This is a genomic window from Evansella halocellulosilytica (assembly GCF_002335745.1).
Taxonomy (GTDB): domain Bacteria; phylum Bacillota; class Bacilli; order Bacillales; family Salisediminibacteriaceae; genus Bacillus_CA; species Bacillus_CA halocellulosilytica.
In genome coordinates this window covers 1,528,144-1,549,633 of sequence record NZ_NIST01000001.1, presented here as the reverse complement: position 1 = coordinate 1,549,633, position 21,490 = coordinate 1,528,144, and the positions used below count along the sequence as shown (strand labels likewise).

At 39.1% G+C, this 21,490-nt stretch carries 19 protein-coding genes and 1 pseudogene; 5 read left to right on the top strand and 15 right to left on the bottom strand.

Annotation, left to right across the window (positions count from 1 at the left end; genetic code table 11):
* Positions 1–214 precede the first annotated feature (214 nt).
* The gene (locus CD001_RS07420; RefSeq protein ID WP_096186887.1) at positions 215–760 is read left to right on the top strand and encodes a DinB family protein; all 546 of its coding nucleotides are present in this window, start codon (positions 215–217) and stop codon (positions 758–760) included.
* Between the two features lie 128 nt (positions 761–888).
* Positions 889–1,326 carry a MarR family winged helix-turn-helix transcriptional regulator gene (locus CD001_RS07415; RefSeq protein ID WP_096186886.1) on the top strand — a complete coding sequence of 146 codons (438 nt, stop codon included), beginning with the start codon at positions 889–891 and terminating at the stop codon, positions 1,324–1,326.
* A 121-nt stretch (positions 1,327–1,447) separates the two neighbouring features.
* Here the strand turns inward: CD001_RS07415 and CD001_RS07410 are convergent, their stop codons facing one another.
* Positions 1,448–3,103 carry an IS1182 family transposase gene (locus CD001_RS07410; RefSeq protein ID WP_096186249.1) on the bottom strand — a complete coding sequence of 552 codons (1,656 nt, stop codon included), beginning with the start codon at positions 3,101–3,103 and terminating at the stop codon, positions 1,448–1,450.
* A 305-nt stretch (positions 3,104–3,408) separates the two neighbouring features.
* Here CD001_RS07410 and CD001_RS07405 point away from each other — a divergent pair, with 305 nt between their 5' ends.
* Together CD001_RS07405 and CD001_RS07400 are read left to right on the top strand one after the other, a co-directional pair.
* Positions 3,409–4,548: an epoxide hydrolase family protein gene (locus tag CD001_RS07405; RefSeq protein ID WP_179298648.1), complete on the top strand. Its 1,140-nt coding sequence runs from the start codon at positions 3,409–3,411 to the stop codon at positions 4,546–4,548.
* A 148-nt stretch (positions 4,549–4,696) separates the two neighbouring features.
* Positions 4,697–6,076 (top strand): MFS transporter, encoded by a 1,380-nt coding sequence (locus tag CD001_RS07400; RefSeq protein ID WP_096186885.1) that lies wholly within the window; start codon positions 4,697–4,699, stop codon positions 6,074–6,076.
* 668 nt (positions 6,077–6,744) lie between these two features.
* On the opposite strand, the gene betA is transcribed toward CD001_RS07400, so the two are convergent.
* The 14 genes and pseudogenes from betA to CD001_RS07345 all read right to left on the bottom strand — a co-directional run bounded on the left by betA (position 6,745) and on the right by CD001_RS07345 (position 20,891).
* Positions 6,745–8,430, bottom strand: coding sequence for a choline dehydrogenase (gene betA / locus CD001_RS07395; RefSeq protein ID WP_096186884.1), 1,686 nt, complete (start codon positions 8,428–8,430; stop codon positions 6,745–6,747).
* A 1,181-nt stretch (positions 8,431–9,611) separates the two neighbouring features.
* Positions 9,612–10,760 (bottom strand): galactonate dehydratase, encoded by a 1,149-nt coding sequence (gene dgoD, locus CD001_RS07390; RefSeq protein ID WP_096186883.1) that lies wholly within the window; start codon positions 10,758–10,760, stop codon positions 9,612–9,614.
* 37 nt (positions 10,761–10,797) lie between these two features.
* Positions 10,798–10,974 (bottom strand): hypothetical protein, encoded by a 177-nt coding sequence (locus tag CD001_RS26325; protein WP_179298647.1) that lies wholly within the window; start codon positions 10,972–10,974, stop codon positions 10,798–10,800.
* 200 nt (positions 10,975–11,174) lie between these two features.
* On the bottom strand, positions 11,175–11,960 hold the full coding sequence (locus CD001_RS07385) for an IclR family transcriptional regulator (protein WP_096186882.1): 786 nt from the start codon (positions 11,958–11,960) through the stop codon (positions 11,175–11,177).
* 55 nt (positions 11,961–12,015) lie between these two features.
* Positions 12,016–12,159, bottom strand: a pseudogene (locus tag CD001_RS26865) (SDR family oxidoreductase); the annotation flags it as partial.
* 2 nt (positions 12,160–12,161) lie between these two features.
* Positions 12,162–12,353 carry an SDR family oxidoreductase gene (locus CD001_RS26860; RefSeq protein ID WP_257009741.1) on the bottom strand — a complete coding sequence of 64 codons (192 nt, stop codon included), beginning with the start codon at positions 12,351–12,353 and terminating at the stop codon, positions 12,162–12,164.
* Positions 12,316–12,654 (bottom strand): SDR family NAD(P)-dependent oxidoreductase, encoded by a 339-nt coding sequence (locus tag CD001_RS26855; RefSeq protein WP_257009740.1) that lies wholly within the window; start codon positions 12,652–12,654, stop codon positions 12,316–12,318. Before CD001_RS26855 ends, CD001_RS26860 begins: the two co-directional genes overlap by 38 nt.
* A 194-nt stretch (positions 12,655–12,848) precedes the next feature.
* A complete protein-coding gene (locus CD001_RS07375) occupies positions 12,849–13,793 on the bottom strand; it encodes a U32 family peptidase (RefSeq protein ID WP_096186881.1) in 945 nt (314 codons plus the stop codon).
* Positions 13,794–13,804: 11 nt separating this feature from the next.
* Complete coding sequence (locus CD001_RS07370; RefSeq protein ID WP_096186880.1) at positions 13,805–16,003, bottom strand: dihydroxy-acid dehydratase domain-containing protein; 2,199 nt, start codon at positions 16,001–16,003, stop codon at positions 13,805–13,807.
* Between the two features lie 13 nt (positions 16,004–16,016).
* Positions 16,017–17,036 carry a C-terminal binding protein gene (locus CD001_RS07365; protein WP_096186879.1) on the bottom strand — a complete coding sequence of 340 codons (1,020 nt, stop codon included), beginning with the start codon at positions 17,034–17,036 and terminating at the stop codon, positions 16,017–16,019.
* Positions 17,037–17,210: 174 nt separating this feature from the next.
* Positions 17,211–17,447: an enolase C-terminal domain-like protein gene (locus CD001_RS07360; protein WP_407081097.1), complete on the bottom strand. Its 237-nt coding sequence runs from the start codon at positions 17,445–17,447 to the stop codon at positions 17,211–17,213.
* A gap of 414 nt (positions 17,448–17,861) precedes the next feature.
* A complete protein-coding gene (locus CD001_RS07355) occupies positions 17,862–18,956 on the bottom strand; it encodes a TRAP transporter substrate-binding protein (RefSeq protein WP_306454062.1) in 1,095 nt (364 codons plus the stop codon).
* Positions 18,957–19,064: 108 nt separating this feature from the next.
* The gene (locus CD001_RS07350) at positions 19,065–20,348 is read right to left on the bottom strand and encodes a TRAP transporter large permease (RefSeq protein ID WP_096186878.1); all 1,284 of its coding nucleotides are present in this window, start codon (positions 20,346–20,348) and stop codon (positions 19,065–19,067) included.
* Between the two features lie 3 nt (positions 20,349–20,351).
* Positions 20,352–20,891: a TRAP transporter small permease gene (locus CD001_RS07345; protein WP_257009739.1), complete on the bottom strand. Its 540-nt coding sequence runs from the start codon at positions 20,889–20,891 to the stop codon at positions 20,352–20,354.
* A gap of 353 nt (positions 20,892–21,244) precedes the next feature.
* On the opposite strand from CD001_RS07345, the gene CD001_RS07340 reads away from it, so the two are divergent.
* Positions 21,245–21,472: a hypothetical protein gene (locus CD001_RS07340; protein ID WP_096186877.1), complete on the top strand. Its 228-nt coding sequence runs from the start codon at positions 21,245–21,247 to the stop codon at positions 21,470–21,472.
* Positions 21,473–21,490: the final 18 nt, after the last annotated feature.

Here is a 21,490-nt window from a genome sequence, read left to right as displayed (position 1 = left end):
ACGCTTTTCTGAAATAAGGAAAGCGTCTTTCTTCATAAAATGGGCCATTTTGTGGAGGAATGTTATCAAGATGATTAGAGAGTGCTACCTGATCTGTATTCAACAATTGTGGAATAAAAGCAGGGATATTTTGTAGACAAGCAGAAGCAATAGTAAAAAGTAATAGTCATAAGTAATTGGAGTATCTAGATTAAATTAAAGGAGCTGCATTTTCTTGAAAAGCAAACAAATCCATAACCATTTTATAAAACTGAAACAACAAAGAGATGAATTTTATACTGATGACAGTATAAATTTTGAAAGTGCTTGGACAAGGACAATGCCAGAGAAATGGTCTATTGGTGAAACATTGTACCACCTTGTTTTAATGACTAGATTATTCAGAAGGTTTTCAAATATTTATATACCGATTATGCTTCCACTGGCATTCATACGGAAGAAGAAGCCATATAATATAGAAATACATAATATTTATCAGGAATTTCAAGATAAGAAAAAAAAATCAATGAATGCACCGTTTCTAATAAAACCTCCGTCTGGTTTAGAAGAAAAATGGACTTTTAGCGAAATAAAAGCACTTCTTAAACATGAGACTGATAAACTCATGGCAAATCTCAATGATATCGAACAAGATTTGGCAGGACAAATCTATTATCCTGATCCAGTTGGTAAATATCCAAATCTAATACAAAGTGTACAATTACTTGCTATCCATGAACAACATCATTTTAACATTTTGAAAAAATATTATTCCACTTAAGCAAATAGTCATTATTCAAGTAAAGGCTCTTTAAGAGAATATCTAATATAATCGGTTGACTAATCAACAAATAAACAGTATGTTTTTCATATAATATATTAGTCAAATATTTGCAAAGGAGCAGATAGATGAAAAATGAAAGTATCGCCAGATGGATTTCTGTACTGCACCGTCAATTTCAAATTTATCTGAACAGGGAATTGAAGGATTACGATATTAACTCGTCTGAATACATCTTTTTGGTCAATCTGTATGAAAAAGATGGTATTTCCCAAGAGCAGCTGTCCACCAATCTATTTATTAACAAAGCTGCTACAACGCGTGCTATCGGAAATCTTGAAAAGCTCGGTTATGTAAAAAGAACCCGAGATCCAAATGACAGCAGAGCGTATTTGGTCACATTGACAGCTAAAGGATTAGAGATGCGCAATTTTATTAAAACCAAACTGAATTATTGGACCGAAACGATTTCATCCGGCTTAACGACAGCAGAAGCGGATGACTTAGTCCAAAAGATAAAAAAGATGACTATGAATGCGCTGGATGAAATAAAAGGAGATGAATGATACATTCGGGTACTTATGAGCTACTGAAATGATTTCTACTTTTTAATGTTAATCAGAACCACCAGTGTGAACTGGTGGTTTGCTCTGCGGCTTCTCGGAGAGGCTGGGACAAAACTAGTTTCTACGAATAAAAAAAGGTTCGGATGATCATTTTTTGATCATCCGAATCTTTTTTCTGTGAATGGTAAGGTGTCCTACCGGACACCTTCTGGGGTTTTGAGGTGTATTTTCTTAGGTTCACAGCCATGAATGCAAACCCTAACTCATTTTTCACCTTGTCAGTTCCTCTCACTGACATTCGAGAGAAACGCAAATTCGCCTTCAGAAAACCGAATACAGGTTCAACGTCAATTTTTCTTTGACCATAAAGTTCACCTGTTTTCGTTTCCGAAAGCTGTTCTCTTATATAAGCTTTTTGTTCTTCCCATGTCGGATTAAAGTAGATTCTTCGGTTGCGTCCACTTTGTCTCTTATTGCACTCAGCCCGTAACGGACAGGAAGAACAGTCCTCACACTCATAGACTTTAACGGTTCTCGTAAACCCATATCGATCTTTTTTCTGCGATGTATATAGAAAGGAGACTTGTTGTCCGTTGGGACAAGTGAAAGCATCTTTTTCTTCGTCATAAGCCCAGTTGGCCGAATTGGAAGGGTCCTTTTGATATTTCTTGGTCTTTTCTTTACGATACGTGTTGAAAGTAATCAGAGCTTCCCGTTCACGATTTTCATGCACATCTTGATAATTTTGTTCACTGCCATACCCTGCATCCGCTACAATATATCGAGGTAATTCAAAAAAATCGTTCTCTATACGGTCTAAGAAAGGAATCAATGTTCTAACGTCCGTTGGATTCGGAAAAACATCATAAGCAAGAGCGTACTGGTTTTCGGTCGCAAGTTGAACGTTATACCCTGCCTTTAATTGACCATTTCTCATGTGATCGTCTTTCATACGCATGAATGTCGCATCATGATCCGTTTTGGAGTAACTATTGCGTTCACCAAATATCTCCATATCGGTTTGATATTTTTGTTTTCGTTGAAGAAAATCCTTGAACTGTTTCTGATACTCTTTAGGCTTTTTTCGATCGGAACGGAGCTGTTTCCGTACCGCTGTATCATCGCTCGATTCAATCTTTTGATTGAAATCCTCAATGTGGTCATCCAGCTTATTCACCACGGATTGAAGTTCTTCTGTCGAAAGTTCGTCTGAACTTTCCCGTTCCATCGCAGGGATGACCTCTTGTTCCAACAGCTCTTCATACATCGTATTTGATTTCTCAATTAAATTCTGACTGTGTCGTTCGGTCGATTTACGCCAGACAAACGTGTACTTGTTGGCGTTTGCTTCGATCTTTGTACCATCTATGAAAACCGCTTCTTGATCAATGACCTTCTCTTCGACTAGCTGACTGCGGAATTGTACGAAGCATTCACGGAGAAGGTCTTGTACATGGAGGTTCACTCGGAACCGGTTAATGGTGCGATAACTTGGTTCGTAGCCTTGTGCTAGCCACATCATGCGCACACTGTCCTGCACTAGGGCTTCGATTTTTCTTCCAGAAAATACGGATTGGGTGTAAGCGCATAAGATAACTTTCATCATCATTTTAGGATGATAAGAAGGGGTACCCGTTTCGCGAAGAAACGGCTCGAATGCTTCCTCTGGAATACCTTCGATCATCTCATGGATCGTAAACGCAATATCATCTTTATGTAATTTTCTTTCCATATCTAAAGGCAAAATCACTTGATTCATGTTATACTGTTTAAACAAAAGGATCCCTCCCATGGTTTTTGGTGGTACTTTAATCATAGCAGAGGGAGTCCTTTTTTTCTGCTTTAATAATGAAAAAAACGTAAAAAATGGTCATCTCTAACACCCGGTTAGAAATGACCATTTTTATTTACCATTTACTGGTTTTGTCCCAGCCTCTTTCAAATACATAAAATAACAAGCAATTATATAGTTGACTAATCAACTATATAAGGCTATACTTTCAATAAAGTTGATAAGTCAACTATTATTAAAGGAGCCGATAAAAGATGAATACGTCAAAACACGATTTTATAGGTAACAACATGAGTAACAGTGACACTTTGATCCGACCATTTCGCATCGCGATCCCCCAAAGTGATCTAGATGATTTGCAAACTCGCCTGACCCATACTCGTTGGCCCGACGAGCTACCAGGAATAGGTGCAAGCTATGGTGTTCCGCTTGGGCAATTGAAGGAATTAGTGGAGTACTGGCTTACTTCATACGATTGGCGTAAACAGGAGGCTAGGCTGAATGAGTTTCCTCAATTCACCACAACGATTGATGGTGCAAATATACACTTCTTACATGTGCGATCGCCCGAAAAAAATGCATTCCCATTAATTCTCACTCATGGCTGGCCGGGTTCTATTATAGAATTCCTTGATATTATTGGCCCACTTACCGATCCGCGATCTTACGGTCAAGATCCGGCTAACGCCTTTCATGTAGTGATTCCATCAATTCCTGGCTATGGGTTTTCTGGTCCTACTCCTGAACCGGGTTGGAATGTAAATCGAATCGCTCTTGCTTGGGCTGAATTGATGAGACGGCTAGGCTATACTCGGTATGGGGCTCAGGGAGGAGATTTCGGTTCTGCGATTTCTGAAACGTTAGCTACAGTAGATCCAAAACACGTCTGTGGTGTTCACCTCAACTACTTCTTTCTACCCACTATCCCGACTGATGGACTTAGTAATCTGTCTAAAGAAGAGGAAGCTAGAATAGAACAGATGAAGCGTTACTTAGCTGCTCCAGCTGGCTACATGGTGCTTCAGTCGACAAAGCCACAGACACTTTCCTATGCGCTTACGGATTCACCTATTGGACAGTTAGCGTGGATCGCTGAAAAGTTCAATGAATGGACGGATCCAGCAATTTCCGTTTCAATTGACCATCTACTTACTAATGTGATGCTTTACTGGCTCACAGGAACTGCTGGGTCGTCAGCTCGTTTATATTATGAAAGTGCTCAATCTAAAGGTCGACCCTTGCCTTGTCCTGTACCAATGGGAATAGCAGTTTTCCCACACGATCTAGTCTTGCCTGTACGCAGCCTCGCTGAGCGTCAGTATGACATTGTTCACTGGACCGAGTTTGACCATGGTGGTCACTTTGCAGCAATGGAAGTTCCTGACTTGTTTACGGGAGATCTACGAGCGTTCTTCCATCGTTTCCGCTGAGGTAGGTTCACTTTGAAGTCGAAAGAGGTATGGTCATTGCCATATTTCTTTCGACTCATTAAGTGGGGGCTTGCTCAAGTAGTGTTCAATTTTAACTAGCTTACAAGCATGATTTATCATCTTTATCCACTTGGAGGTATTCATCATAATGGAAACAAAAGCAAAAGAACAAACAGGAGAAATATTAATGCGCATTGTGATGTTTACTGTTACGCTTTCATCGATGAGTGTACTAATGTTCATCTATGTACTCCCCGACATTAGTAAAGAGTTTAATCTTACTATCGCACAGGTAAGCTGGCTTTCTTCAGCATATGGATTGATTTACGCTATTGGAACGGTAACATATGGGAAGTTATCAGACAGATACAAGCTTAAAAATTTGCTGACGTTTGGCTTACTTGTTTTTACGATTGGTTCCCTAATAGGCCTTGTTTCCCAAACATTCTGGATGGCACTGATAGGAAGGTGCTTACAAGCAATAGGAGCTGGTGCTGTTCCTGCAACAGCAGTACTGATTCCAGTGCGTTATTTCGCTCCTGAGCGTAGAGGAAAAGCTTTAGGAATGATGGCAGTAGGTTTGGCTCTTGGTGGTGCTCTTGGTCCTGTTATTTCAGCATTGATTGTCAGTGTTGCTCATTGGCGTTGGTTATTCGCTGTACCACTCCTCATTTTAATCACGCTACCTTTTTACCGTAAATATTTGGGAGATGAGCAGCAAGTAGTGGTTGGAAAATTTGATTGGATGGGTGGAAGTTTGCTAGCTGCTACCATCGCTTTCCTTCTGCTTGGCGTTACCAATGGAACTTGGTGGTTTATGATCAGCGGTTTGCTCACTTTGGGACTATTCATCATCCGAATTCGTTTAGCTGAGGCACCGTTTATTAAACCAGAGATCTTTACAAACAAAAGATATACACTCGGATTAACAATTGCTATTCTTATCAATGGGATTGGTACTTCGCTTTATTTCCTCAGTCCACTGTTATTGTCTCATGTACAACAACTACCAGCTTCTTTGATTGGCTTTGCGATGGTTCCTGCGGCAGCAGCCTCCGCCATTTTCGGTCGAAAGGGTGGAAAGCTGGCAGACCTAAAAGGAAGCTCGTATCTATTTTTTATAGCATCAAGCTTGTTATTTACCTGTTTTGTTTTACTCTCTACCTTTACAGGAAGTTCCCCTTTGTTCATTGCTGCATTTCTGATCCTTGGTAATGTAGGGCAATCCTTCATGCTTATTGCGATGAACAATTCAATTTCACAGACATTACCAAAGAACCAGGTCGGTGTGGGGATGGGTATGTTACAGATGTTGAATTTCATTGTGCAAGCAATAGCTACCGGTATTTACAGTAGAATAGTGGATCTTGGCTCTAATGTCCACTGGAACCCGATAAATATCCCCTCAAATGGTTTTATTTATAGCAATATCTATTTTGTTCTTGCTGCTTTGCATCTAATGATTCTATTAGTTTACTATTTCCAGTTCAGTAGAAGTAAAAGCACAAACATCAAAATGGAAAGTTGAAGACAGCCTTTCTGTCCTACCCGACGCCACATATTTTCATTTTTTTCCATATCCTTGGCCGTTTTTGGAGATCCCCCAGTATTGTTGTTTATTTTGAGAAAAAGAGGATTGGATGAAGAAAGTTAAACAACGGTATTTTTAACACCGTTCCATTTTGAACGGTGTTTTGTGTGTTTGGAGTAGTTAAAATTAAATGACTTTATTGTAACTTCACACCAGCTGCGACGAGTAATCGCAGGAGCAACGATCATACATCATCGAACAACATTCTAGCTGCGACGAGTAATCGCAGGAGCAACGATCATACATCATCGAACAACATTCTAGCTGCGACGAGTAATCGCAGGAGCAACGAAGAAAGCTTCTCCAAAACGCTATGAGCTGCTTCGACGGACCTAACTTTATAGCAAAGCTAGTAGAGGAAGAAGTAGGATAACCGAAAATCCTCTGAAACGCAGGTAGAAGTTTCCGAAAGTTGAGGTTGTGACCGCGGCAAAGAAGACACCGTGAATGCAAGCAAAGTACAGCCGTACTTGTGCCTGTGGTAAAGGCGTCCACAGAAAACGGAGCATAAAGTCAACATTAGCATAGCCCAACGTAAAAAAAGAAGGCTCTCTTCCAAATCTACTACTTTTTTGAAAGAGACCTTCTAAGAAAATCATTTTAAATTAGCCTTTCACCGTACCTGCGTCGGCTGGGTGTACACCATGACGGTAGAAGTCAGCATGAATAGGCTCCAGAGGCTTACGTCCAAGAATGATATCCGCAGCCTTTTCTGCCAGCATTAATACCGGTGCATGGATATTACCGTTCGTGACATATGGCATAGCAGACGCATCGACTACTCGTACATTGTCAAGTCCATGTACTTTCATCGTTTCTGGATCTACAACAGCCATTGGGTCTGAAGCAGGTCCCATTTTCGCCGTACATGACGGATGAAGTGCAGTCTCGGCATCTTCTGCTACCCAATCCAAAATCTCCTCATCTGTTTGAACAGAAGGGCCAGGTGAAATTTCTCCTGAATTATATGGTGCCATTGCTGGCTGAGACATAATTTCTCTTGTAATTCGTACCGCTTCAACCCACTCACGTCGATCCTGTTCAGTTGAAAGATAGTTGTAGATCATGCTCGGATGCTCTCTTGGATCTTTTGAACGAATCTTTAATGAGCCACGAGCATCAGAGTACATAGGTCCGACGTGTACCTGGAATCCGTGTTTCGTGTCTGCTTTTTGTCCATCGTAACGCACTGCTAATGGAAGGAAGTGGTACATTAAATTTGGATATTCAACGTCCTCGTTCGAACGGACAAATCCTCCACCTTCAAAATGGTTCGTTGCTGCAGGACCTTTACGTCCGAGTAACCATTGCAACCCAATCCAAGGCATACGCGTTTTATTTATATTAGGCTGCTGAGAGACCGGTTGTGGACAAGCGTATTGGATATAAGTTTCTAGATGATCTTGAAGGTTTTCTCCTACACCAGGTAGATCAACGATCGGTTTAATGCCAAGTGAGCGTAAGTGCTCTGCACTACCCACACCTGATAATTGAAGTAGCTGAGGCGTATTGATTGCACCGCCAGAGAGTATAACTTCATCTGCAATAACTTGATGCATCTTCCCATTTCGTTGATAAGTCACACCTTTAGCTTTCGTACCTTCGAAATCAATACTTGCAACAAAAGCACGAGTTTTAACAGTCAGGTTCTTACGTTTCATAGCCGGATGTAAATAAGCACGTGAAGCAGACAGCCTTCTGCCTTTGTACACATGTTTATCAAACGGACCGAAGCCCTCCTGTCGGAACCCATTCACATCAGGAGTTCGTGAGTATCCTGCCTCAACAGCTGCGTTGAAGAAGGATTGGAACAGAGGGTTTTTAGCCGGCCCACGTTCCAATTTGAGAGGCCCATCGTGGCCGCGAAGCTCATCATCTGGCTCCGAACCTAAAGCATTTTCCAATCGTTTGAAATACGGTAGACAATGTGCGAAGTCCCATGATTCCATACCTTGGTCTGCTCCCCAACGTTCATAATCCATTGGGTTACCGCGTTGATAAATCATCCCGTTGATTGAACTTGAACCACCTAGCACCTTACCACGTGCATGCTTAATACGTCGTCCCTTCATATGAGGTTCAGGTTCAGATGCGTATTTCCAGTCATATAATGATTTCCCTGCTGGGAACGGCAAAGCTGCTGGCATTTGGATCAACAGGTCCCAAGAAAAATCTTTACGTCCTGCCTCTAACACAAGAACATCGCGTGTCCCATCTGCACTTAGACGGTTCCCTAGTACAGAACCTGCACTACCTCCGCCAATGATTACAATGTCATATTTTTTATTCATCTTACAGACCTCCTTGAATGTTGAGAATTGAATGACGTGATTAAAGCAATATTAAAATCATTCATTAAAATTCCTCCTCCATTCATTGAAAATAGTTAATAGTTTAATAGTTTGATCATAATTTACATAAATCCATTTAGTGGCTCAGGGTTGAGATTGCAATAAAAATGTTTTGCTTCTATATATCTTCCAATCTGGATTTGCCTAATCTGGTCAAAACCGAACTTTATACCTCCTACACGGACCTCTGTGAAATATGGGTAATGTCTTTTTATTTATCCTGAACAGAAGTTAACATCGCATCCCCTTAATTAATTTTGTTAAATTTTTATTTAACATTTTTAATGTTTTTAATTTACCATAGTATTTTTTCTTTGTAAACCGATGTCTATATTTTTTACATTCACTCAAAAAAGAAAAATCGTCATATGACAGTGAAAAAAGAAGCCTCCCACAAGTTTGGTTAACTTATGAAAAGCTTCTTTTATTTTCATTATGTTAGCAAACCACTCTCATCTTACTAACAATTCCTTATACAGCAAGGGCTTCGTGGGCAATGATTAAATGCCGCCATTATGCTGAGAGTGTGTAATATCATACACGCTGTGTGCATAGAGTGCGGTATATCAAGCTTTTGTTATTTATTGTTTGTAACATCTTTAACGTGTATTTACCGTTTTTCATTGCATTCGGTTAGCAAAATGTTTCAATTTATTTACGTATACTAATGTATAGTAGGATTGTTCCAGGGCGTCTTTTACTGCTGTGCCAAAGTTCGGTGCTTGGTACATATTTCTGGCATCTGAATTTTTGATAAGTGGACTTTCCTTACTGTTTCCAAAGCCCAACGACCGCCCTTACTGACAATAGAAACGATTAATATGTTTAATTTAAATCCACAATACTCCTGTCCACCTGGAAGGAGAAGGAATAGTCATGCAAAATATTAATTGGATAAGAATGTATAACTTAATGGACCTAGAAGCAAATGAATAGGGAAATCAGCTGTATGTAGAAGATGTAGAAGAACACGAAACTCCCGAGAGAATTTGGAAGAGTTAAATCTCACCGAGGAACAAAGGGAACAGTTAATGGACTTAGCTATCGACTAAGCGTTAAGCTCCCTATTAAATTTTCTGCAATGATTCCAATCTTTAATGTCAAATTTCACCTCATTCGATTTACCATTCTGCTATTGTCCCATCTTTATGCCTCCAAATTGGATTTCTCCAATTATGACCTGTTTCTGCCATATATTTTACGTATTCTTCATTAATCACTATACCAAGTCCCGGACCATCAGGAATCTTTACATAGCCATCTTCATAATGAAACACACTTTTATCTGTTAAATAATCTAGTAAGTCACTACCCTGATTGTAGTGAATACCAAGGCTTTGTTCTTGGATAAAGGCATTGTGACATGTAGCATCAACTTGAAGACAGGCAGCTAATGCAATAGGGCCAAGAGGGCAGTGTGGAGCTGCCGCAACATCAAAAGCTTCTGCCATGGAGATGATTTTTTTAGACTCCGTAATACCACCGGCATGCGATAAATCTGGTTGAATGATATCCGTATATCCGTCCATCAACAACGACTTATACTGCCATTTCGAAAACATTCGTTCTCCCGTGGCAATTGGAATAGAGGTGAGGTGGGCAATTTCCCTGAGAGCTTCGTTATTTTCCGGAAGTACCGGCTCCTCAATAAACATAGGCTTAAACGGTTCCAATTCTTTTACTAATACTTTTGCCATTGGCTTATGTACCCTTCCATGGAAATCAATTCCTACTCCAATTTGAGGTCCTACAGTATCCCTTACTGTTGCAACGTTAGCAATGGTTTTTTCCACTTTTTGGTGAGAATCAATATATTGAAGTTCTTCCCCTCCATTCATTTTTACGGCAGTAAAGCCTGCGTCAACAGCAGCTTGGGCAGCTTCACGAACCTCTGAAGGTCGGTCCCCTCCTATCCATGTATATACTTTAATAGAATGACGGCACTTTCCTCCTAACAATTGGTAGATAGGAGCGTTAAAATACTTACCTTTAATATCCCATAGGGCTTGATCAATTCCTGAAAGAGCACTCATTAAGATTGGACCGCCACGATAAAAACCACCACGATACATAACATTCCAATGATCTTCAATAGCCATAGGATCTTTCCCTATTAAATATTCCATCAATTCCTCTACTGCAGCCTTAACTGTTTTTGCCCTACCTTCAATAATGGGTTCTCCCCACCCTGAAACCCCTTCATCAGTATTAACCTTTAAAAACAACCAACGGGGTGGTACCTGAAAAAGTTCAAATGAAGTTATTTTCATAATAAGCAAACTCCTTAATTTTTCATAGAATTTTCTGTTATCTGCACCATTCTGGCTTAATATTTTCAGATTCTTCAAAAGAATGGACAATCATATCATCTGCAATCAAGTTGAGTCCTGATGCTTTAGATGAACTAGTATTCTTATCTATGCTAAAAATAACCATTTCCCCTTTATTAGGGTCTAGATTCGTATTTGAGCTTAATTGCTTCAAATGTCATTTCACCGAAGGCAAGGGGAATTCATGATATAAGAAGATGCATTGCTCTTAAAATATTCTCGATTTAAATCTGATTTATTACCTGGCTTGCTGATGAACCTTTTCGGGAAATAGTAAATTCTAACCAACCCTGCTCTAAGCCCACGTCTTGTTATTCCGATTGCAAAGGTCGATTTAGCACCTCCCACAGTGACTTAGGAATGATAAGGGAATTTTATATTATTAAATTCATACCCTAATTTCTGCGATAGTTCATTACTTGCCTGCTTTAACAATTCAATGTTTTTCGTTTTTTGTTCATCTGTTACTCTCATTACTGGTGAAGATATACTGATAGCCGCGACGACTTCTCCCGAATAATTTCTGACTGGTACTGCTATACAATATACACCTGGCTCATTTTCTTGATTATCAATTGCATAGCCTCTTTGCCTTACTAGTTCTATTTCTTGTAAAAATTCCTCTTTTTCCGTTATGGTATTTTCCGTTCGTTTGATGAATTCATAATCTGTCAGGAGGCTTTCTAGATCTTTATCTGACTTATCTGCAACTAACGCTTTTCCTACTCCACTACAATGGATAGGTATTCTTCTTCCGATTCTGGAGTAAAGAATGGAAGCCGTATGACTTTCCACCTTGTCAATGTAGAGCCCTTCTTTTCCATCTAAAATAACCAGATGAACAGTAAGGTTTGTTTTTTGAGCAAGGGAATGTAAATATTCTTTAGCCAGCCCCCTAATATCTAACGTGTAGCCGACAAAATTCCCCCGCTCAAATAACTTTAATCCTAACCTGTATTTGTTACTTTCCTTGTCCTGTTCAATATAATGATGCTTTTCAAGTGTCTTTAAAAGGGAATGGACTGTACTTTTATGGAGCATCATTTTCTCGCTGATTTCCGTAATTTTTAATTCCTTATTATATTCATCAAATAAATCAAGTATTTTTAATGCTCTATTAACAGACTGAATAATTGGCATATACGTTCCCCCTTTAAATTATGCTGATGCGTTGGTGGTAAAACTGATAAGAAATCTAATCCATTAATTGACCACCATTTACCTCTATAATTTCTCCTGTTATATAATCTGCTTTGTTTGAGGCTAAAAACAAGGCCGCACCAATAGTCTCTTCTGGTGTTCCTTCACGTCCTATTGGGATATTAGAAAGCTGTTTTTTCCTTAACTCTTCTGGTGTAAACGATCATGGAAAAGAGTTGATATGATTCCCGGCGATATTGCATTTACTAAAATGTTATATCTTACTAAATCCTTAGCAAGACCACGTGTAAGTGTACTAACTCCTCCTTTCGAAGCGGCATAAGCAATAGAGCCTTCACCTCCTCCATTTTCGTGCAGCAATGGAAGTAACATTAATGATTTTTCCTCCCCCTTGCTTATTCATTAATGGAAACACAGCTTTTGTAACTAAAAACAGAAATTTTAAATTTACATCCATAATACGATCCCATAATTCTTCATCTAATTCTTCCAGCGTTGCTCTTCTAATGAGGGAACCGGCATTATTCATTAATACATCGACTCGCCCAAACTTCTCATTAATTAAAGCGACCATTCTGGAAATTTCAGCTTTATTTGCTACATCCCCTTGAACAAGGAAAATCCTTCTCCCGAGGTTTTCTATTTCGCTAACCACTTCTCTTGCTTTTTCCACACTGCCATTTCAGTGAACGATAACACCTGCACCATGCTTTGCAAAAGCAATCGCTGCAGACCTTCCAATCCCTGTACTGCTTCCGGTGACCTAAACAATTTTATCCGAAAATAAATACCATACACCCTCTCCTTCGATTGAATCTATTAACATCCCCCCCTGAAGCTAAGAAATTCAGGGGGGATTTCATTCTATTATGCAGTTACACTATTTACAGGAACACCTAACCCTTCAGCACCTTTTTCTGATGTCTTATATTGCGGGGCATACCTCTTTAACAAATCAAGTCCAATTTTTGCTCTGCGCACACGCTCTTTACAAAGTGCAATAGAAGTACTCTCTAAATGTGTTCCAGATGGATATATATTTGGCGAATTCCTTAATCCAAACTTAATATAAACAGGTGCAGCTACACGGATAATTTCTGGAATGTCATAATGGCGTATGAAACCGCCAATATCGTCTGGTGCCTCCACATAAATATCAATTGGAATATCAATTGCCTGACGTATAGCAGCTAAACGAGCCAGTGTTAAATCAGTCGGTACATTATAAGTGTTTGCCCCAGCTTCTTCAATCAGTCTGATGGAAATTGGATTTGCTTGGGCCATTTGTACAGAAATTTTCACTACTAAGTCAGAGGGAAGTTCTCCTGCTTTTTTAAATTCTTTAACTAACCACAATAGTCCTTCATCAGCTACTAAAATAGAACGAATTCCAAAATTACAAGCTCGTTTTACATCTTCTATCGCATATACTAATTGATCCATTCCCTGTGAACGTAACCCGGCAATTTTCCCTGCACTAGCTAATTGCATTGGAGTAATATCCCACGAGCCCCGCGGTCCAACAAACAAACTTACTTCTAAGTTTTCCCGTTGGCCGATCTCCGCCATATTCTTTAATTCATTATCTGTTAGGAGCATGATTCCGCTCCCTTGAGAAATTCTTTGAATATAAACATCATATTCCTCACATGCTTCCACAACCGCTTCAAAAGAAGCAGGACCCTCAACACTAGGAATCTCAACCCGATATTGTGCTCCGTCAGGAAAAGTCTTTGTAGACGTTGGAAGATCATGACAATCACCGCTTGGAAAACCTAATTCTTCAATAAAGTGACGAGTTCTTTCCACCATACTTCCTCCTTTTAGTTACTAACTTTTTTGGATTCTAGTAAAATATCCGTTCTAAAGTCTAAGTGAGCCTCTTCAGCCACCGGGAGAGGTACAACTCCATTTGCTGCATCGGTGTGACCAACCATTCGATTGCTTGAGGCGACTTGACGCTGACGCTTTTTAATCGTTTCAAGTCTTTTTGTTGCAAGGTCTTTTCTTTCTTCTCGAATACTATCAAATTCAAACTCTAGTCTGTCGTCTAAGAATGCATCCGAGTCAATGAACTGAATTTCTCTATCTCTTAAGTTCAAGTAAAGCAAGTCTCCTGTTTGAAGATATAATATTCCTCCGTCTTCTTTTGCTTCGGGCGTCATATGTCCTATTGCTGCTCCATAAGATACACCAGAATATCGTCCATCACTAATAAGCGTGGCCAAACGTTTTAATTTTCGGTTAGCATTAATATGCTGCATTGGTGTAAACATTTCCGGCATACCAAACGCTACTGGACCTTGACCTGAAATAATGATAGCAATTTTAAGTACACCTTCTTCCACCATCTTATCGAATAGACCTTCATAGACTAATCCCTTCCACTCCTCGTAATGTTCAGGAGCATTTTCTTTAAGGGAAGCCAGCATTGTTTTATGGCTAAAGCTTTGTTTCGCTTTTAATTTTGGCAAGAGTTCTTCATCAAGTAAGCCGCGGTTTGCATCATCTTCGTTCTCGTAATATAAAACGAAAGCTGTTTTCTTATCGAATTGATCGAGCTGCAAAGTTGACATTCCGCTTATTTTAACGACAGCACTTTCAAAGAAATTACCTGTTAATACATCTACTCCGCTGAATGGTCTTCTAGGTTTTGATAAGATAACAGGATTATCTTTTACATTAGCTGCCGGAAGGTTATCGGTTTTCACTAATCGTTCTCTCCATGTTTTACCCGTAACGGTGGGTACGTCTATGTCCATTGGAACTCCATTTTCTAATAATTCATAGAATAATGTTTCCATCCCTCTACTTGCACTATCACAGCACTGGATTGCCAAAGAGTAAATATCCCGTCCTTCTGTCAGGCTGTAGTCAAACAAATCTGGGATAGGGTGTGAATGATGAATCTCATCTAAATCCCATAAACTAAACTTGTAACCTCCATAAAGCATCCCTGCAACAATATGCATCATTAAATTTGTAGAGCCACCGGAAGCACTATGAATTCGGATCGCATTTCGAATGTTAGTTGCCATTATATTAGCTGCCCCATAAACCGGATCATTTATCATATTTCTAAAACTATCCAACGATTGATTAACTTGAAACTGATTAGGTGATTCTGTTAAAAGTTCTACAGCAGGATGAACTAATCCGAGCCCTGCAACAAGGTGGCGGGAACTGTTACCGGTACCGTTAAAAGCACATACTCCACCTGCACCATCACAGGTTGCTACAGCCAGTCGCTTTTCGTATTCCTTATGAGTGGCTTTAGAAATAATCCCCCGGTCCGCAGCACGATCAAATACACCTTGAAAAGCCGTATTAGAAGAACATTGTAATATATACGCCATTGCGTCTCTAAGATCATCGGCAATATCCGCTGCTCCAAGCTTTTCTGCAGAGACAGCAACCTCCTCCAGCTCTTGGAAAAGAGCCTCTGGTATTGTTCCTCCCTGTAAAACATGGGCAGGAGCAAAAGTAGCAAAAAACGGAGCTTCTCCCCGATATTGACGAATTCTATCAAGATGGGCCATCGCACTGACTACCCCAAGAGGCTGCTTGTCACATCCTTGAATGACAAATGCTCCATGATAGCTATGGGCTTCCATTTGATTAACAATCATTTGAGCAACTGCATTACGGCTTTGAAGCGAGTAACTCATCCCTTGATTACTTTGAGCAGTTCCATCACACATAACCGGTGTTGAAAAGTAAAAAGGAACTCCTCCATTTTGCCAAATTCGTATTGCTGCATGTGCAGAAGTTTTAAAATCCATAATATGTGCTGGATGGTCCGAGGACCCTCCAATAATTGCTATACGCGGAGCGTTTTCTTCTAAACGATTGTATATTTCCTCTAGTGTCCAATCTGGTGCTGGTCCTTCATAAGCCGAACCTAATATTTGCTTTGAACGGTCTAGTAAACCAGCTACAGTAATAGGTTCATTTGCTTTTCCTTGCACATTATCCCGATAAGGATTTATTGCGTTATTAATCTTAGGATATTTAACGGCCAAGTTTAATCCCTCCTTAATTTCTTATAGAAACACTTTCCTCGTTTTTTTCTTTTAGAGCGACTTTGTCTTTTACTTCCTTATTGAAAATATAAGTCGGATAGTATCCTGATAAAACATCAGTGACATTTTGCGCTGTCTTAATTTTTAACTCTAGCTGAGCTTCTTCTGAATACCATGCTGTATGAGGATTAATAATTACTTGATCCATTTTTAGTAATGGATTATTTTTTTGAATTGGTTCTTCCTCAGTTACATCTAAAGCTGCGCCAGCTATTTCACCCGCTTCTAATGCTCTTATCAAAGCTTTTTCATTAATGACTAGACCCCGGGCAGTATTAATAATAAATGTTTCTTTCTTCATAAGCTTAAATTGCTCATCACTAATCATATGATATGTCTCTTTCATTAGTGGTACATGTAAGGATACAAAGTCTGATTGCTCGCATAAGGTATTAAGATCTACTAATTGAACTCCTGCATTCTCTGCTACTTCCTCAGACACAAAAGGATCATATGCCATCACCTTTATGCCAAAAGCTTGTGCTTTATTTGCAAGCGTTTTGGGAATACGTCCAAAGCCGACAAGCCCTAAAACCCGGCCTCTTAAGCGATAGATTGGTGTGCTTACTTTATAGTCCCAATTCCCTGCCTTCACTTCATTATTTAAGAGAACAACTTTTCGGGAGCATGCCATAATCAAGGAAAAAGCATGATCAGATACTTCATCCATACAATAATCAGTAACATTGCTAACTACAACACCACGCTCTGTGGCAGCATCAACGTCAATTGTATTTACCCCAACGCCGTATCTTGCTACCACTTTCAAGTTTGGAAGGCTTTCTATTACTTTCCTTGAGATTGGTGCATACTGATTGATAAGGGCATCTGCGTCTTTTGCTGCTGCAATAACCTCTTCCTCTGTACTTGATTGTGTTTTAATGAATTCACAGTCCACCGCCGATAGAACTTTTTCTTCTGGACCCAGTGTAGAAAACTCATAATCTGTTATAACTACTTTAAATTTACTCATAAAATCCCCCCCCTATTAATGCCACTTACTCCAATTGACAATGGTTATTGTTTTCCACCCTTTTTACCGCTACGCAACTGGCCGTCCTTATGTCTCCAAATTTGAATTTTTTTAATTATTGCCTTTCCCCAGCCATTTCCCGAACTTTTTCTTCATTTATTGTAATTTCCAGACCTAGTCAATCTGGAATATGTACATGTTGACCTTATAAGTAAATACCGAAGGATCTGTAATGTAATCCAGTAAGACATTTCCTTTGTTATAATGTATACCTAAGCTTTGTTCCTGAATTAATGAGTTATATGAAGTTACGTCCATGTGTAACGATGAGGCTAGAGCAATTGGTCCTAACGGACAATGGAGAGCAAGGGCTACATCATAGGCCTCTGCTATCGTCGCAATTTTATACATTCATTGCTCCAATTGTTTCGCTAACAATTTTGCTATAGGCGTATTTACACGCCCATGAAAATCAATACCTTTTCATCGTTTACATCTTCCAAATAAGGAAGACCTAAGGTTGATGCTGGGAGATCACTGAAGTGTTTTTCTAAAGGTACGAACAATTCACTATCTTAGAAGAGGAAATATACGCAGACTCCTCGGGAATACATACGCATTCACTTCGTGCTTGGGTAATCTCGAGGAGGCTGATTCATTGCAGGAGCAAAGCTAAAGGTGAGACCCCCAGTGCGACTTAGCACGAGGAGGCTCACCAGCCGCCCGAGGAAAGCGAAGTATATTTCCGAAGCGGATACATTCGTTCGGATTTTAATAATAAAAAATACTTTTGTCCCAGTCTCCTCTTTAGTTCGATATTAATAATTATTGTGCAGCTTCAATGGCTTCAATAAACTCATCTACAATATCCTCACCAATGTTAGCAGAGTGCTTTGTAATTACATCTTGAATAGCATCCTGGAATTCTTCGAATACTTCCCCTTCAATTGCGTTATAATCCATTACTTCTTTTAATGATTCTAGCGCTTCATCACTTGCTTTACGATTTTCTTCTCTGTTAAATAGACGTGCTTCCATAGCTGCCTCTGAGATATAGCCTTGTTGCTCTTCCGTTAATTCTTCCCAAATTGGTTTACTGAATAAGAACACAAATGGGGTATAAACATGGTTCGTACCAGTTAAATAATCTTGTACTTCATGGAATCCTTCTAAGTTTATTGTAGTGAATGGGTTTTCCTGCCCATCAACAGTTCCTTGCTGCATTGCTGTAAATAATTCTGCAAATGACATCGGAGTAGGGTTCGCACCTAAAGCTTCCCAAGCATCTAAGTGAATAGAGTTTTCCATTGTACGCACAACCATACCATTTAAATCTGCAGTAGAATAAATCTGATTTTCACTGTTTGTTAAATTTCTAAAACCATTTTCATACCAGGCTAAACCGACTAAATCCTGAGAATCTAACAACTCTAGCATTTTATCTCCGAATGGTCCATCCAATACTGCATCAGCAACCTCTTCGTTTGGAATCATAAACGGTAAATCAAAGACACCAAACTCTGGAAGGAAGTTTACTAACGGAGATGTAGATGGAATAGTAATCTCCAAATCTCCCATTTGTAACATCTCTGTCGCTACACGGTCGTCACCGATTTGAGCAGAGTGATAGACTTCTACTTTAAAGTCATCCGTTTTCTCCGCTAATAATTCACCAAAGTGTACAGCTGAATGGTATAGAGGGTGTTGGTCATTAAGTCCTAAACTGATACGTAAAATTTGCGCATCTCCAGCTGCTTCACCTTCACCTCCATCTGCTTCACCTTCAGCTGCTTCATCTTCATCTCCAGCTGTTTCTCCTTCTCCAGCTGCAGTAGTATCATCATTCCCACCACATGCAGCTAATAGTCCAAACCCCAACAATGCTAATAATAGAATTAGTTTTTTCATCGCTTTACTCACATTACTTCCCCCTTTTGATTAGTAAATGTCCTGCATGAAACTAGTAAATCCGACGTTTAATATCGTTTATTTTATGAGCCCCCCTTCTTGAAGAAATTTCGTTTTCTCTTACCTGTTACGCATTTCTACTAACCAAGTTGAAACTTCCGGAATATAAGTAATGATTAATAAACTTATAAGCATTGCTATAAGAAACGGAAAAATAGATCTGGACAAGGATAGTATTGAAACACCCGATATCCCTGAACCGACAAATAAGTTAACTCCAAGAGGCGGTGTAATAAATCCAATTGCCAGGTTAACAACCATGATCATGCCAAAGTGAACTGGGTCGATACCGAGATGTAATGCAATCGGCATTAAAATCGGCGTCAAAATAATAATTGCTGCAACCGTTTCCATAAACATCCCAACGACTAACAATAAAATATTTATTAAAAGCAATGTAACGACCATACTGCCCGATATACTTGTTATCGCTGTTGCAATTTGGTTCGGAATTTGTTCAATCATGAGTAACCTTCCAAATGCTGATGCAATACCTACAATGATGAGGACTGTAGCAGTTGTCAGAGCAGCATTTCTAAAGACAGGGATTAAATCTTTTATTTTCAACTCTCTATATAAGACCATTCCTATAAACAACGCTAATACCACCGCAATAACAGCTGCTTCAGTAGGTGTTGTAAATCCTCCATATATTCCGCCAAGAATGATAAAAGGAATGATGATTGCCCATTTTCCATCCCAAATGGCCAGTCCCCAATCTTTAATTGAAACTTTTTCGTCTCTCCCTTTGTATCCTTTTCGCTTCGAATATATGTAAGCCCACACCATCAACAAAACACCAATTAAAACACCTGGTACTATCCCAGCAATAAACATATTTCCAATGGATGTACTCGATGAAACACCATATATAATCATAGGTATACTTGGTGGAATAATAACTCCAATTGAACCTGAAGCAGCTACAGTGGCGGTAGCGAACTTTTTATCGTAGCCTTGTCTCACCATCTCTGGAATCATAATTGCCCCAATCGCTGCAACGGTTGCCGGACTGGAACCAGATATAGCAGCGAAAAACATACAAGTTACAACAGCAGCGATTGCAAATCCCCCGGTTACTCCTCCAACCATAACGTTAGCGAGATTAAATAATCGTCTCGATATGCCACCCTTGGTCATTATTTCACCAGCTAAAATAAACATAGGAACAGCCATGAGGGGAAAAGAATCTGTTTCAGTAATAAGTCCTTGGGCTAAAAAGGTTAGTGACATCGTTTCTGTGTATAACAATGTAATCATTGTCGATAATCCCAATGCTATCGCTATTGGTACACTTAACATAAGTAAAATAGCAAGTGAACCGAACAATATTAGTATCGTCATGTCCTATACACCTTCCTGTTTAACCTTTTCTTCAAATTCTTTTTCAACCCCTTCAAGATCCCCTTTAATCAGATTCCTAACTTGGAAAATAATATGTTGTATAATCCTTATCGATGTGAGAGCCATTCCGACAGGCCCGGCTAGATAAACCCACCCCATTTGAATGCCCAAACCAGCGGACACCTGACCTCTCATAAATATTTGACTGGCTACTACATACCCGTAATAAACCATATAAACAGCGAAGAATAAAAAGAGAGCGTTTGCAATTATGTTGAGGATTACTTTCCCCCGAGCTTGAAACAGCATAACAAATGCATCAACGGAAATATGCCGTTGTTTCTTTACTCCATAACTTATACCAATGTAAATTATCCAAATAAACAAGTAACGCCCCAGTTCCTCTGACCATCTAGATGAATCTCCCATTATACTTCGCATGAATACTTGATAAGTAAGTACGACTACTGCAATTCCAGTAGCTGAAACAAGAAAATATTCTTCTAAATGTTTATCCAGCCATCGAATGAATTTCATAACCATCGACTTCCCCCATTCTAGTAATATGGATTATTAATGTTTTATAATATAAAACAGAGTTCTGAATATTTAGATAATTACATACATTATAAAACACCCCGGGAAATAATTAAAGTGCTTAATGTAAAATAATTCTGAATTATCCATCAATTTTTAGGGATATAAAATAAATAAATCTTTATGAGTTATGTAAATCGTAGATAGTCTTTTCACTATATAACTCATTCTCAAACAAATGCTTATCAGTTTATATGCTATAATGAATTAAATTTTTGATGCTGCCATGGCTGCACAAAGCTATCGAAAAAAGAGAGTCTAAATTTATCCATTCTATAAATTAATATAGGAGGGTATTGATGAAAAACATTTATAAAATTTCCATGTATCTAAATTTAACTGTTGCAATCTTTCTCGGTATCGGCTTAATTACTGCTCTATCAAGCCCTCATATCGAAGTTACTGGCTGGACTATTTTTGCTATTCCTGCATTTCTACTGTCTTATTATTTATTTAGAAAAAAATATCAGGAAATTATTGATTTTGAAAAAAGATTACAAGAAAAGTTACGGAAAAGAGCTAAATAGTGTCAAAACACTTCACCA

Coding starts and splice junctions, on each gene's coding strand:
- CD001_RS07375 (WP_096186881.1), bottom strand. CDS start 13,793: ATGGTGGAAAGAACTCGTCACTTTATTGAAGAATTAGGTTTTCCAAGC.
- CD001_RS07365 (WP_096186879.1), bottom strand. CDS start 17,036: ATGAGTAAATTTAAAGTAGTTATAACAGATTATGAGTTTTCTACACTG.
- dgoD (WP_096186883.1), bottom strand. CDS start 10,760: ATGAAAATAACTTCATTTGAACTTTTTCAGGTACCACCCCGTTGGTTG.
- CD001_RS26860 (WP_257009741.1), bottom strand. CDS start 12,353: ATGTTACTTCCATTGCTGCACGAAAATGGAGGAGGTGAAGGCTCTATT.
- CD001_RS07405 (WP_179298648.1), top strand. CDS start 3,409: ATGAGTAACAGTGACACTTTGATCCGACCATTTCGCATCGCGATCCCC.
- CD001_RS07340 (WP_096186877.1), top strand. CDS start 21,245: ATGAAAAACATTTATAAAATTTCCATGTATCTAAATTTAACTGTTGCA.
- betA (WP_096186884.1), bottom strand. CDS start 8,430: ATGAATAAAAAATATGACATTGTAATCATTGGCGGAGGTAGTGCAGGT.
- CD001_RS07360 (WP_407081097.1), bottom strand. CDS start 17,447: ATGTATAAAATTGCGACGATAGCAGAGGCCTATGATGTAGCCCTTGCT.
- CD001_RS07350 (WP_096186878.1), bottom strand. CDS start 20,348: ATGACGATACTAATATTGTTCGGTTCACTTGCTATTTTACTTATGTTA.
- CD001_RS07415 (WP_096186886.1), top strand. CDS start 889: ATGAAAAATGAAAGTATCGCCAGATGGATTTCTGTACTGCACCGTCAA.
- CD001_RS07400 (WP_096186885.1), top strand. CDS start 4,697: ATGGAAACAAAAGCAAAAGAACAAACAGGAGAAATATTAATGCGCATT.
- CD001_RS07345 (WP_257009739.1), bottom strand. CDS start 20,891: ATGGTTATGAAATTCATTCGATGGCTGGATAAACATTTAGAAGAATAT.
- CD001_RS07385 (WP_096186882.1), bottom strand. CDS start 11,960: ATGCCAATTATTCAGTCTGTTAATAGAGCATTAAAAATACTTGATTTA.